We start from the raw sequence: 15,468 nt of genomic DNA on the forward strand, positions 1-15,468 counted from the left end.
TAAGGCTAAAAGGCGTTTAAGTCATGGCAAACCCGTATGCCGAGTTATTCCAGGCCCCTGGCGCTCGGGCGTTTGTACTGGCGGGGATGTTGGCGCGCATGCCGATATCGATGACGGGCATCGGCTTGATCACCATGCTCTCGCAGGTGCATGGCGGCTATGGCCTGGCCGGTTCGGTGGCGGCGGTGTTTGCCCTGGCCACGGCATTTTGTGCGCCGCAGGTGTCACGTTGGGTGGACCGCTACAGCCAGGGCAGGGTGCTGCCGATTGCCGCGTCGATCGGCGGTGGGGCGCTGCTCTTGTTGCTGCTGTGCACCCGTGTGCAGGCGCCGAACTGGACACTGTTCCTGTTCGCCGCCTTGGCCGGTTGCATGCCCAATATGTCCGCCATGGTGCGAGCGCGCTGGACCGAGTTGTACCGGGGCCAGCCCAAGCTGCAAACGGCATTCGCCTTGGAGTCGGTACTGGATGAGGTGTGCTTCATCATCGGGCCGCCCATTTCGGTGGGCCTGAGTGTGGTGCTGTTTCCTGAAGCCGGGCCCCTGGTCGCGGCGCTGTTGCTGGCGGTGGGCGTCACCACCTTTGTACTGCAACGGCAAACCGAACCTCCCGTACATGAACACCACGATGCGCACGGCCGCTGGCTGATTGCTTCGCCTTCGGTACTGATCCTGATGATCCTGCTGCTGGCCATGGGTGTGATTGTCGGCGTGGTGGATGTGGTCAGCGTGGCGTTCGCTCAGCATCAGGGCCAGCCGGCGGCCGCGAGTATCGTGTTGTCGGTGTATGCCATTGGTTCGTGCCTGGCCGGGCTGGCCTTTGGCGCCCTCAAGCTCAAGGCACCGTTGCCTCGCCAGTTTCTGTGCTGCGGCGTGGCCACGGCGGTGACCACCTTGCCATTGCTGCTGGTGACCGATATTCCCGGCCTGGCCACCGCCATCTTTATCTCCGGCCTGTTCTTCGCGCCGACCTTGATCGTCTCCATGGCTCTGGTGGAGCAGATCGTCCCGCCCAGCCGCCTGACAGAAGGCATGACCTGGCTGATCACCGGCCTGAGCATCGGCGTGGCCATGGGGGCCGCCAGTTCCGGTTGGCTGATCGACCACTTCGGCGCCACCAGCGGGTTCTGGGTGGCGCTGACGGCGGGGGCGGTGGTATTGGGCTCGGCGGTGTTGGGTTACCGGCGGCTAGGCTCAATACCCGTCAGTTAAGCGCTAGAACGAGCAACCGGTAACCTGTGGCGAGCGCTGTCCCCAGAGTTGTGTCGATACCTATGCCTTCATAAGCGTACTGGTTTTTCGTCGGACCCTTCCCGGCAGCCCGCATTTCTCGCGGGCAACAGCCACCCATCCCCGCTAATTTTTCCCCTTCCGGTTCGTTTTATAGGGACGACGTGCCTTTGTGCTTCCTGCCTATTGCCCCGGATTCCAAGAAATGAATGCTGAAGACTCCCTGAAACTTGCTCGCCGGTTTATTGGGCTGCCCCTGGAAAAACGCCAACTGTTCCTGCAGGCGTTGCACAAAGAGGGCGTGGACTTTTCCCGGTTTCCGATTCCGGCAGGCGTGGACGTGGAGGATCGCCAGGCGTTGTCCTACGCGCAGCAACGCATGTGGTTTCTCTGGCAATTGGACCCGGCCAGTGGCGCCTACAACTTGCCGGGCGCCGTGCGCTTGAAAGGTGCGCTGAGCCTGGAGGCGATGAAGCAAGCGTTTACCCGTCTGGTGGAGCGCCACGAAACCCTGCGTCCGGTGTTCCAGCGCCAGGCCGATGAGCGTCTGGCGCAAGTCGCGGTAGAGCCTGCGGTGGTGGTCGAGCAGATTGACCTCAGCACCCTGGCTGCCGCCGACCGCGAACAGGCTGTCAACGACGCCGCCACCGCTCAGTCGCTGTTGCCATTCGACCTGGAAAACGGCCCGCTGCTGCGCGTACAACTGCTCAGGCTGGGTGAGCAGGAGCACGTACTGCTGCTGACGTTGCACCACATCGTCTCCGACGGTTGGTCGATGAACGTGCTGATCGACGAGTTCATCCGTTGCTATGACGCCCATGAGCGTAACGAAGCGCCACAACTGCCGGCGCTGCCGATCCAGTACAGCGACTACGCCCTGTGGCAGCGTCGCTGGCTGGAGGCGGGCGAGCAGGCGCGCCAGTTGGAATACTGGCAGGCCCGCCTGGGCGATGAGCACCCGGTGTTGGAGCTGCCGGTCGACCGTCCGCGTCCGGCCATGCCCAGCTACCAAGGTACACGCCATCACTTCGCGGTTGATGAGGCACTGGCCGCGCAACTGCGCAGCTGCGCGCAAAAACACACTGTCACGCTGTTCATGCTGCTGCTGGGTGCTTTCAATGTGCTGCTGCACCGTTACACCGGGCAGGGCGATATTCGCGTCGGTGTGCCAATTGCCAACCGCAACCGCACGGAAGTCGAGGGGCTGATCGGCTTCTTCGTCAACACCCAGGTCATGCGCACTGAACTGACCGGGCAAACTTCTATTACAGCGTTGCTGCAAGGCATCAAGGAGCACGCCCTCGGCGCCCAAGCCCATCAGGAGCTGCCCTTCGAGCGCCTGGTAGAAGCCTTGAAAATCGAACGCAGCCTGAGTCATACGCCGCTGTTCCAGGTGATGTACAACCACCAGCCGGTCGTCGCGGACATCGCCTCGGTCAGCACCGCTTCAGGTCTGGAACTGGCACTGGTGGAATGGCAAGGCCGCACCACCCAGTTCGACCTGACCCTGGACACCTATGAACAGTCCGGAACCCTGCATGCCGCGCTGACCTACGCCAATGACCTGTTCGATGCACCCTCCATTACGCGCATGGCCCAGCACTGGATCAGCCTGCTGCAAGCGATCGTCGCGGACGGCGAACAGCGTATCGGCGAATTGCCGATGCTTGACGCTGACGAGCAGCAGCGGCTGGTTCACACCTGGAACCAGACCGCCGAGTCGTACCCGACCGAACGCGCCATTCATCATCTGATCGAAGACCAGGTGCAACGCACCCCGAATGCGCCGGCGCTGGTGTTCGGCGCGACCACGTTGACCTACGCCCAGCTCGACGCCCGTGCCAACGCGCTGGCCCATGCTTTGCGCGAGCAGGGCGTAGGCCCCGACGTGCTGGTGGGGATCTGCGTCGAGCGCTCCCTGGAGATGGTGATCGGTCTGTTGGCGATTCTCAAGGCGGGTGGCGCCTACGTTCCACTCGACCCTGAGTATCCTGAGGAACGCCTGGCCTACATGATCGAAGACAGCGGCATTCAACTGCTGCTCAGCCAGCAGAGCCTGCTGGCGTCGCTGCCCGCCGCAGGTATTCGGGTGGTTGCCCTGGATCAGCCTGCGCTGTGGCTCGACGGTTACAGCAGCGAATCGCCCGCCGTGGCGATCCACGCACTCAACCTGGCCTACGTGATCTACACCTCCGGCTCCACCGGCAAACCCAAGGGCGCCGGCAACAGCCATCGGGCATTGGTCAACCGCCTGTGCTGGATGCAACAGGCCTACGGCCTGACAGCCGGCGACGCGGTCTTGCAGAAAACCCCGTTCAGCTTCGACGTCTCGGTATGGGAGTTCTTCTGGCCGCTGATGACCGGCGCCCGCCTGGTCATCGCGGCCCCCGGCGAACACCGCGAGCCGGCGCGCCTGATCGAAACCATCGGCCGGCACGCCATCACCACTGTGCACTTCGTGCCGTCGATGTTGCAGGCGTTCATCCATGAACCCGGCGTGCAGATGTGCACCAGCCTCACACGCATCGTGTGCAGTGGCGAAGCACTGGCGCTGGATGCTCAACGCCAGGTCTTCGCCAAGCTGCCGGACGCCGGCCTGTACAACCTCTATGGCCCGACCGAAGCGGCCATCGATGTGACCCACTGGCGTTGCATCGACGAAGGCGCCGACAGCGTGCCCATTGGCCGCCCGATCGCCAACCTCGGCACTTACGTGCTGGACGCGCAGCTCAACCCGGTGCCGGCCGGCGTATCCGGCGAGTTGTACCTGGGCGGCACCGGCCTGGCGCGCAGTTACCATCGGCGCCCGGCGTTGACCGCCGAGCGTTTTGTGCCAAGCCCATTCGTGGCCGGCGAGCGCCTGTACCGCACCGGTGACCGCGTGCGCCAGCGTGGCGATGGCGTGATTGAATACCTCGGCCGTCTCGATCATCAGGTCAAGCTGCGCGGCTTGCGTATCGAACTGGGCGAAATCGAAGCGCGCCTGATGCAGCACCCGCAGGTGCGCGAAGCGGTGGTGTTGGTGCACGGCGGCAAACAGCTGGTGGCTTATCTGGTAGTGGACGGCGAGGCGCCGAGCGACCTCAAAGCCTGGCTGCTCGGCAGCCTGCCGGACTACATGGTGCCGACCCATCTGATCCCCTTGGCCAAGCTGCCGGTCACCGCCAACGGCAAGCTTGACCGCAAGGCGTTGCCGGTACCGGAGGCTGCGCCGCAACAGGCGTTTGTCGCCCCGCAAAGTGCCCTGCAAAAAGCCTTGGCGGCGATTTGGAGCGACGTGCTGGGCGTCGAGCACATTGGCCTGGATGACAACTTCTTTGAACGGGGTGGCGACTCGATCATCTCCATCCAAGTGGTTAGCCGTGCGCGCCAGGCCGGTATTCGCCTGAGCCCGCGCGACCTGTTCCAGTACCAGAGCATTCGCAGCCTGGCGCTGGTGGCGAGCGTCGATCAGGCGAGCGTGATCGATCAAGGCCCCGTCAGCGGCGAGGTGATCCTGACGCCCGTACAGCAGGGCTTTTTCGCCCAGGCGATCCCGGCGCGTCACCATTGGAACCAGTCATTGCTGCTGACCCCGCGCGAGGCGTTGGCGCCTGCACGGCTTGAAGCGGCCTTGCTGCAATTGATCAACCATCACGACGCCTTGCGCTTGCGCTATGTGCAGCACGCGGATGGCTGGCGGCAAGTCCATGCTGCGCCGATCACCGAATCGGTGCTGTGGCAGTCCCATGCCGGCACCGACGCCGAGTTGGCGGCGCTGTGTGATGACGCCCAACGCAGCCTCGATCTGGAGCAGGGCCCGCTGCTGCGCGCCGTGTGGGTGAGCCTGGCCGATGGCAGCCAGCGCTTGCTGCTGGTGATCCACCACCTGGTGGTCGATGGCGTGTCCTGGCGTATCCTGCTCGAAGACCTGCAACAGGCTTACCGCGAACAGGTGCTGCCAGCGAAAACCAGTGCCTACCAGCACTGGGCGCACAAGCTGCACAGCCACGCGCAAACGCTCAACGATCAACTGCCGTACTGGCAGGCGCAATCGGTTGACGCCGAACTCCCGTGCGATAACCCCGAGGGCGGCCTGCAAAACCGTTTGGGTGCCAAACTCGAAACACGCCTTGACGCCGAGCACACCCGACGACTGCTGCAGGATGCGCCAGCGGCCTATCGCACCCAGGTCAACGACCTGCTGCTCACCGCCCTGGCACGCGTGGTCAGCCGCTGGAGTGGCCACGCCGCCGCGCTGATCCAGCTCGAAGGCCATGGCCGCGAAGACCTGTTCGAGGGCCTCGACCTGACCCGCACCGTCGGCTGGTTCACCAGCCTGTTCCCGGTACGCCTGCACGCCGACGGCGAGTTGGCGGGGGCGATCAAGGCGGTCAAGGAACAACTGCGCGCGGTGCCCGACAAGGGCCTGGGCTTTGGCCTGTTGCGTTACCTGGGTAGCCCCGACGCCCGTGACGCCCTGAATGGCCTGGCCGCGCCGCGTATCACCTTCAACTATCTGGGCCAGTTCGACCGCCAGTTCGATGAGACGGCGCTGTTTGTACCGGCCAGCCAAGGCAGCGGCCAGGCCCAGGACCCCGAGGCGCCGTTGGCCAACTGGCTGACGCTGGAAGGGCAGGTGTATGGCGGTGAGTTGGCGCTGCAATGGGGTTTCAGCCGCGCCATGTTCCAGGCGTCGACCATCCAGCATCTGGCGGATGAGTACGTCGCTGAACTCAAGGCGCTGATCGAGCATTGCTGCGCCACCCCGGCCGGGCAGGTGACGCCGTCGGACTTCCCGCTGGCCCGCCTCAGCCAGCAGCAACTGGACGCGCTACCCATGGCCGGGCCGGCCATCGCTGACGTTTATCCACTGTCGCCGATGCAGCAGGGCATGCTGTTCCATAGCCTGATGGAGCCGCAGGCCGAGGCGTATATCAACCAGCTGCGCCTGGACATCGAGGGCCTCGACCTGCCGACCTTCGGGCGCGCCTGGCAAGCGGCGCTGGACCGGCATCAGATCCTGCGCAGCAGCTTCCACTGGCTGGGCCTGGACAGCGCTCACCAAGTGATCCAGCGCCAGGTCGACCTGCAACTGCAAGTGATCGAAGACCCGCACGCCGATCTGGATGCGCTGGCCCAGGCCGAACGTGAGCGCGGCTTTGCACTGAATACCGCGCCGTTGTTTCGCCTGATGCTGGTGCGCGGTGCCGGTGCGGCCTGGCACCTGATCTTCACCAGCCACCACATCCTGATGGATGGCTGGAGTAACGCCCAGTTGCTCGCCGAGGTCATTGCCCACTACGCGGGCCAGACCGTACCCGCGCCGCTTGGGCAGTTCCGCGATTACCTGGGCTGGCTGCAACAGCAAGCCTCGAGCGAGGTGTTCTGGAAAGTCGCCCTGGCACCGTTGGCGGCGCCCACCTTGTTGGCCCAGGCACTGCGTACGCCGGTCGACGACAGCGGCATGGCCGACCACCACCTGAGCCTGGGCAGCAATTTCACTCGCACCCTCGGTGAGTTTGCCCGTCAGCAAAAAGTCACCCTTAATACCGTGCTGCAAGGCGCTTGGAGCCTGTTGCTACAACGCTATACCGGCCAGGATTGCGTGGCGTTCGGTGCTACCGTGGCCGGGCGTTCTGCACCGTTGCCGGGGATCGAGCAACAGCTGGGCCTGTTTATCAACACCTTGCCGATCATCAGTGCAGCCTCACCGGCCCAATCGGCCGCCGCCTGGCTCACTGAGCTGCAAGTGTTCAACCTCAGCCTGCGCGACCACGAGCATGTGCCGCTCTATGACATCCAGGGATGGGCCGGTCAACAAGGTGCGCTGTTCGATACCTTGCTGGTGTTTGAAAACTTCCCGGTGGCCGAAGCCCTCAAGCAAGGCGCGCCGGCCGGCCTGACCTTCGGCCGCCTGCACAACCATGAGCGTACTCACTACCCCTTGACCCTGGGCATCGAGTTGGGCGCCAGCCTGCGCCTGGAGTTCAGCTATGACCGGGCACGCTTCAGCGCGCAACAGGTCGCGCGGCTTGGCGCCAACCTGCAGCACCTGTTGCAACAACTGGTGGCGCACGCCGGTGTCGCGCTGGGCAACCTGCAACTGCTGGATCACGGCGCGCAGCGTGACGTGCTTGCCCTGAGCCACTCACCCGGTGCGGCTCCGCGCGCCGAACGCGTGCATCAACGCATCGCCGCCCAGGCCCAGTCCACGCCGGAGGCTCTCGCAGTGCAGGCCGGTGACCAGTGCTTGAGCTACGCCCAGCTCAACGCGCGGGCCAATCGCCTGGCCCATCGGCTGCTGGCGCTTGGTGTTGGCCCTGGTCAACGCGTGGGCCTGGCTTCGCGGCGTGGCCCGCAGTTGATCGTCAGCCTGCTGGCGGTGCTTAAAAGCGGCGCGGCCTATGTGCCGCTGGACCCCAAATACCCCGTCGACCGCCTGGCCTACATGCTCGCCGACAGCCGTCTGGATCTGCTGCTCAGCGAAACCGGTTTGCTCGTCGACCTGCCGTTGCCTGCTGGGTTGACCCGCCTGGATTTCACCGCCGACGGCGAGGAACTGGCTGGCTACCCGGCGACCAATCCGCCCAACCACGCAGCTGCCGCTGATCTGGTCTATGTGATCTACACCTCCGGCTCCACCGGCCAGCCCAAAGGCGTGGCCATCGACCATGCCGCCCTCGGCCAGTTCTGCGACAGCGCCGTGGCGTACAGCCGGTTGTGTGCAGAGGACCGTGTGTTGCAGTTTGCCACCTTCAGTTTCGATGGCTTTGTCGAGCAGTGCTTCCCGCCGTTGTGTGTGGGCGCAGCGCTGATCATGCGCGGCGATGAACTCTGGGATGCCGGCCAACTGGCCCGGGAAATCGTCGCGCACGGCGTGACGCTGGCCGACTTGCCGGCCGCCTATTGGTATTTGCTGGCCAAAGAGTGTGCCGTGGCCCGTCGCCCCTTGGGCAAGCTGCGCCAGGTGCATGTGGGCGGGGAGGCCATGTCGGTGGAAGGCTTGCGCGCCTGGCACGCCGCCGGGCTGGGCGGCGTGCGCCTGGTCAACACCTACGGGCCGACCGAGGCCAGCGTGGTCTCCAGTGTGCACGACTGCCAACTGGCTGATGCCAGCGATGCGTTGGGTGTGCCGATTGGGCAGGCGATTGCCGGGCGCTCGCTCTACGTGCTCGACAGCGGTTTCGAACTGCTGGTCACCGACGGCGTCGGCGAGTTGTGCATCGGCGCCGAGGCCGGTCTGGCGCAACGCTACTTCGACCGTCCGGCGCTCACCGCCGAACGCTTCCTGCCGGACCCGTTTTCCAGCCTGCCCGGTGCGCGCCTCTATCGCAGTGGCGACTTGGCCCGTTACAACGAAGCGGGTGCGCTGGAGTACGTCGGGCGTATCGACCAGCAAGTGAAGATTCGCGGCTTGCGTATCGAAATGGGCGAAATCGAAGCCAGCTTGCAAGCCTTGCCCCAGGTGCGCGAAGCGGCGGTGATCGCCCAGCCGAGCGCCACCGGCACGCAGTTGGTGGCGTACGTGGTGCCCGCCGAAGGCCAGGCATGGGACGCGCTTGCGCTGGCGACGCGCTTGCGCCATTCCTTGCCGGACTACATGGTGCCGGGGCATTGGCTGAGGCTCGACGCGTTGCCGTTGAACCCTAACGGCAAGCTCGACCGCCGCGCGCTGCCGGCGCCGGACCTGAGCCTGGAGGCACCCACCTACGTCGCGCCACGCAGCCCGCTGCACATTCAACTGGCGGCGATCTGGCAGGCGGTGTTGCAGGTTGAGCGCGTGGGCCTGGATGACCATTTCTTCGAGCGTGGCGGTCATTCGTTGCTGGCAACCCAAGTAGTCTCCCGGGTACGCCATGACCTCAAGTTGGAAGTGCCGTTGCGGGCCCTGTTCGAACAGCCGACGCTGGCAGCCTTCGCGGCCACTTGCGCAGGCTTGCAGGCCGATACGGCAGCCGTGATGCAGGCGGTTGGGCGTGATCAGCCATTGGCGTTGTCCTTTGCCCAGGAGCGCCAGTGGTTCCTCTGGCAGCTGGATCCTGCCAGTGCGGCCTATCACGTGCCCACCGCCTTGCACTTGCGCGGCCAACTGGATAGCGCGGCCTTGCAACGCGCCTTCCAGGCCCTGGTCGCGCGCCATGAACCGCTGCGCACCACCTTTGTGGAGGCGGGCGAGCACACCCTGCAAGTGATCCACCCAAGCCTGGCCGTGCTGATCGAGCACCAGGCCATCGACGCCGGGGCCATCGAGCAGGCGGTGACGCAAGAGATCCAGCGCCCGTTCGACCTGCGCAATGGCCCGCTGATGCGTGTCAAACTGCTGGTGATCGCGCCTGACCACCATGTGCTGGTCGTCACCCAGCACCACATCATCTCCGACGGCTGGTCGATGCAGGTGATGGTCGACGAACTGGTGGCGCTCTACCAGGGTGACGCGCAGTTGCCGGCGTTGCCGATCCAGTACGCCGACTATGCACAGTGGCAGCGAGGCTGGATGGCCGCCGGAGAAAAACAGCGCCAACTCGATTACTGGCGCGCGAGCCTTGGCAATGAGCATCCGCTGCTGGAATTACCCCTGGACCACCCGCGCCCTGCGGTGCAAAGCCATCGCGGCGCGCGCCGGCAGGTCCAGCTGGACAGCGCGCTGGTCGCCGACCTCAAGGCCCTGGCCCAACGTCAGGACGTGACCTTGTTCATGCTCTTGCTGGCGTCGTTCCAGACCCTGCTGCATCGCTACAGCGGCCAGTCCGAAATCCGTGTCGGCGCGCCGATCGCCAACCGTAATCGCCTCGAAACCGAACGGCTGGTGGGCTTTTTCGTCAATACCCAAGTGCTGCAAGCCGACCTCCACGGGCAAATGCCCTTCGAGCAGTTGCTGGCCCACGTCAAGCGGCGCGCCCTGGAGGCCCAGGCCCATCAGGACCTGCCCTTCGAACAGTTGGTAGAAGCCTTGCAACCGGAACGCAGCCTGAGCCACAACCCGCTGTTCCAGGTGATGTTCAACCATCAGGACAACCTGCGCGCAGGCCCGGTGCAGTTGCCCGGCCTTGAGTTGCAGCCGGTGGAGTGGGCCACCGGCAGCACCCAGTTCGACCTGAGCCTGGAAACCGAAGAATCGGCCGATGGCCTCTGGGCTTCGCTGACCTACGCCACCGACCTGTTCGAGCCGGCGACCGTAGACCGCCTGGCCGGGCATTGGCAAAACCTGTTGCGTGCGGTGGTGCGCGATGCTTCCCAGGCCCTGGACCCGTTGGCCATGCTCAGCGCAGCGCAATGGCAGCAAATGGCGTATGACTGGAACCGCAGCGATACCGATTACCCACGCGAGCGTTGTGTCCACCAGCTGTTCGAGGCGCAAGCGCTGTCACAGCCGGATGCTGTCGCGCTGCACTTCGATGAAGAACGCCTGAGCTACGACGCACTCAACCGCCGCGCCAATCGTCTGGCCCATCGACTGATCGCGGCGGGTGTCGGTCCGGATGTGCTGGTGGCTGTGCATATGGAGCGCTCGCTGGACATGGTGGTCGGCCTGCTGGCGACCCTCAAGGCCGGCGGCGCCTACGTGCCACTCGATCCGCAATTCCCGGCGGATCGACTGGCGTTCATGCTCGAAGACAGCCGCGCGCAGGTGCTGCTGACCCAGCCCCATTTGCGTGATCGCCTTGCGCAGCCGGCGGGTCTTCAGGTGCTGCTGGTGGATGACGCCAGCGGTGACGCGCACAACCCGCAGGTTACGGTGACACCGGAACACTTGGCCTACGTGATCTACACCTCCGGTTCCACCGGCCAGCCCAAAGGCGTGATGGTTCGCCACCAAGCGTTGTGCAGCTTCACGTGGGGCATGGCCGCCACCCTCGACATCGGCCGCGAGGCGCGCCTGTTGTCGCTGACCACGTTCTCATTCGACATCTTCGCCCTGGAGCTCTACGTACCGCTGAGCGTTGGCGCCACAGTGTTGCTGAGTGCCCAGGAACTGGCCCTCGACCCGGAAGCCATCCTTGATCTGGCCCACGGCCAAGCGGCCAGCGTGCTGCAAGCCACGCCGTCGACCTGGCGCATGTTGCTCGACAGCCCACGGGCGCAGCTGCTGCGTGGCGTCAAGTGCCTGTGCGGCGGTGAAGCGCTGCCGGCTGACCTGGCCCGGCGCATGCTCGACCTGCAAGGCTCGCTGTGGAACCTCTATGGCCCGACCGAAACCACCATCTGGTCGGCGGCCCATCGGCTGCTGGAGGCGCAACCTTTTGTCGGGCGGCCCATCGCCAATACCACGCTGTTCATACTCAACACCGATATGGGCCCATGCCCGGTCGGGGCTGCTGCTGAGCTGCTGATCGGCGGGGTCGGCCTGGCGCGGGGTTACCACGCGCGGCCTGCGCTGACCGCCGAACGCTTCGTGCCCAACCCGTTTGGTGCGCCGGGCGAGCGCCTGTACCGCACGGGCGACCTGGCGCGCTACCGTGCCGACGGCGTGGTGGAGTACATCGGCCGGGCCGACCACCAGGTCAAGGTCCGCGGTTTCCGCATCGAACTGGGCGAAATCGAAGCCTGCCTGCGTGAGCACGAAGGTGTGCGTGAAGCGGTGGTGCTGGCCGACAACGACCGCTTGATCGCTTACCTGGTGGCCGCTGCACCGCAGGCGCCGGCGCAGTACAAAGCTGCGCTGCGCGAGCGCCTGCCGGACTACATGGTGCCGGCGCACTGGGTGTTCCTCGACCGCCTGCCGCTGACGCCTAACGGCAAGCTCGACCGCAAGGCGCTGCCCAAGCCGGAGGCTGGCCTGTCAGTCAACGGCCACGTGGCGCCGATTACCGCACGCGAACAACAGGTCGCGGCGATTTGGGCCGAGGTGCTGGAGGTGCCGCGAGTGGGGCTCGACGACCACTTCTTCGAGCTGGGCGGGCATTCGTTGCTGGCCACGCGGGTGGTGTCACGGGTACGCCAGGCCCTGGCGCTGGAAGTCGCGCTCAAAACCTTGTTCGAACAGCCCTTGCTCGGTGATTTCGTGCGGGCGCTGGGCGAGGAGGGCGTCAAGGCACCGGCGTTGCTCAGGGCCGACCGCACGCAACCGTTACCGTTGTCCTACGCCCAGGAACGTCAGTGGTTCCTGTGGCAACTGGACGCCACCAGCGCCGCGTACCACATCCCCAGCACCCTGCGCTTGCAAGGCCCGTTGGACCTGGCCGCACTGCAACGCAGTTTCGATCGCCTGCTGGCCCGTCATGAAAGCCTGCGCACCCATTTTCGCCAGGACGCCGCGGGCACGGTGCAGGTGATTGAAGCCGTGGGCCGGGTTGACATCGAGCATGCCGACAGTGATTACGCCGACCTCAAGGCGCGCGTCGCCGCGGCCATCGCCGACCCATTCGACCTGCTGCGCGGGCCGCTGCTGCGGGTCAAATTGCTGCGCCTGGCCGAGGACGACCATGTACTCGTGCTGGTGCAGCACCACATCGTCTCCGATGGTTGGTCGATGCAACTGATGGTTGAGGAACTGGTGCAGCTGTACGCCGGTTACAGCCAAGGCGAGGACGTGCCATTGCCGGCCTTGCCGATCCAGTATGCCGACTACGCCGTGTGGCAGCGCGACTGGATGGCGGCCGGCGAGCAGGCCCGTCAACTGATGTACTGGCGCGAGCAATTGGGTGGCGAGCAACCGGTGCTGGCGTTGCCGTTCGATCACCTGCGCCCGGCGCAGCCCAGCCATCGCGGCGCACGCCTGGGCATCGAGCTGGCCCCCGACTTGTTGGATGGCTTGCGCACTCTGGCACAAAGCACCGGGGTCACGCTGCCGATGGTGTTGCTGGCGTCGTACCAAGCGTTGTTGCACCGCTACAGCGGCCAGGAGGATGTGCGTGTCGGCGTGCCGATTGCCAACCGCAACCGCCTCGAAACCGAGGGGTTGATTGGCTTCTTCGTCAACACCCAGGTACTCAAGGCCGATATCCACGGGCAGATGAGCGTGGCGCAGTTGCTGCGCCAGGTACGCCAGCGTTCCCTGGAGGCCCAGGCCCACCAGGACCTGCCGTTCGAACAGCTGGTGCAAGCGTTGCAACCGGAACGTAGCTTGAGCCTGAGCCCGTTGTTCCAGGTGCTGTTCAACCACCGCGTGAGCGCCGCCGACCGCCATCTGCGCCGCCTCACCGACCTGCACGTCGAAGTGTTGAGCTGGGACGAAGACATGGCCCAGTTCGACCTTGCGCTGGACGTGGAGGAAAGCCCCACGGCGCTCCGTGCATCCCTGAGTTACGCCACCGACTTGTTTGCACCGGCGACCATCGAGCGCATGGCCGGGCATTGGCAGAACCTGCTGCGGGCGATGGTTGCCGATCAACAGCAGAGCATCGGCCAGTTGAACCTGCTGGATGTGGCCGAGCAACAGCACATCCTGCAACTGTGGGACGGTACGGCCTCCGGCTTCTCGGCCCAGCGCCTGGTGCATGAATTGATCGCCGACCGCGCGCAGGAAACCCCCGATGCGGTGGCGGTGAAGTTCGACGCGCAAACCCTGACCTACGCTGAGCTCGACGGCCAGGCCAACCGCCTGGCCCACGCGCTGATCGCCCGTGGCGTCGGCCCGGAAGTGCGCGTGGCCATCGCCATGCCGCGCAGCGCCGAGATCATGGTGGCGTTCCTTGCCGTGCTGAAGTCGGGTGGCGTGTACGTGCCGCTGGATGTGGAATACCCGCGTGACCGCTTGCTGTACATGCTGCAGGACAGCCGTGCCCGGTTACTGCTGACCCATACGGCGGTGCAACACCGGCTGCCGATCCCGGAGGGTTTGCAAGCCTTGGCGGTGGATCAGGTGCAAGCCTGGGCCGACGGCAGCGATGCCGCGCCGCATGTTGCACTGCACGGTGACAACCTTGCCTACGTGATCTACACCTCCGGCTCCACTGGTTTGCCCAAGGGCGTAGCGGTGTCCCACGGGCCGTTGGTGGCGCACATCATCGCCACGGGCGAGCGCTATGAAACCTCTCCGGCCGATTGCGAACTGCACTTCATGTCGTTCGCCTTCGACGGTTCCCACGAAGGCTGGATGCACCCGTTGATCAACGGCGCCAGCGTGCTGATTCGCGACGACAGCCTGTGGTTGCCGGAGTACACCTACGCGCAGATGCACCGCCACAACGTGACAATGGCGGTGTTCCCGCCGGTGTACTTGCAGCAATTGGCCGAGCATGCCGAACGCGACGGCAACCCTCCGGCAGTGCGCGTGTACTGCTTTGGCGGCGATGCGGTCGCTCAAGCCAGCTACGACCTGGCCTGGCGCGCCTTGAAACCGACCTACCTGTTCAACGGCTACGGCCCGACCGAAACCGTGGTCACGCCGCTGCTGTGGAAGGCGCGCAAAGGCGACCCGTGCGGTGCGGTCTACGCCCCAATCGGTACGTTGCTGGGCAACCGCAGCGGCTATGTGTTGGATTCGCAACTGAACCTGCAACCCATCGGCGTGGCCGGCGAGTTGTACCTGGGCGGCGAGGGCGTGGCCCGGGGTTACCTGGAACGTCCGGCGTTGACCGCCGAGCGTTTTGTGCCGGACCCATTCGGCAAGCCGGGCAGCCGCGTGTATCGCAGCGGCGACCTGACCCGCGGGCGGCCGGACGGTGTGGTGGATTACCTGGGCCGGGTCGACCATCAAGTGAAGATCCGCGGTTTCCGTATTGAGCTGGGTGAAATCGAAGCGCGCCTGCGTGAACAGGCCAGCGTCGGTGAAACCGTGGTAGTGGCCCAGGAAGGCCCGAGCGGTAAGCAGCTGGTGGCGTACGTCGTCCCGACTGACGCCGCCCAGGCCAACGAAGCCCAGCTCCGCGATGGCTTGCGGCGTGCCCTGAAAAACCACTTGCCGGATTACATGGTGCCTGCCCACTTCGTGTTCCTGGCGCAAATGCCGTTGACCCCCAACGGCAAGCTCGACCGCAAGGGCCTGCCGGTGCCGGATGCCCGCCAGATGCAGCCGCAATACGTGGCCCCGCAAACCGAGCTGGAGCAGCAGATCGCTGCGATCTGGGCCGACATCCTGCACGTGCCGCACGTGGGCCTGAACGACAACTTCTTTGAAGTCGGTGGCCATTCCCTGTTGGCGATCCAGATCACGTCACGGGTCCAGACCGAACTGGGCCTGGAAGTGCCGCTGCTGGAGCTGTTCCAGACCGAATCGCTGCGTGCCTACGTGCAGGCCGCAGCCACCTTCCACGTCGGCAGCGTGGAAGATTTTGATGACCTGCGTGACTTTTTGAGCGAACTAGAGGCGATTTGA

At 65.1% G+C, this 15,468-nt stretch carries 2 protein-coding genes; both read left to right on the top strand.

The window, feature by feature from the left end; all coding sequences use genetic code 11:
- Window positions 1-23: 23 nt before the first annotated feature.
- A complete protein-coding gene (locus M5B43_RS24130) occupies window positions 24-1,211 on the top strand; it encodes an MFS transporter (protein ID WP_248752416.1) in 1,188 nt (395 codons plus the stop codon).
- Between the two features lie 223 nt (window positions 1,212-1,434).
- A complete protein-coding gene (locus tag M5B43_RS24135) occupies window positions 1,435-15,468 on the top strand; it encodes a non-ribosomal peptide synthase/polyketide synthase (RefSeq protein ID WP_248752417.1) in 14,034 nt (4,677 codons plus the stop codon).

This window comes from Pseudomonas sp. MWU15-20650 (assembly GCF_023242475.1).
Taxonomy (GTDB): domain Bacteria; phylum Pseudomonadota; class Gammaproteobacteria; order Pseudomonadales; family Pseudomonadaceae; genus Aquipseudomonas.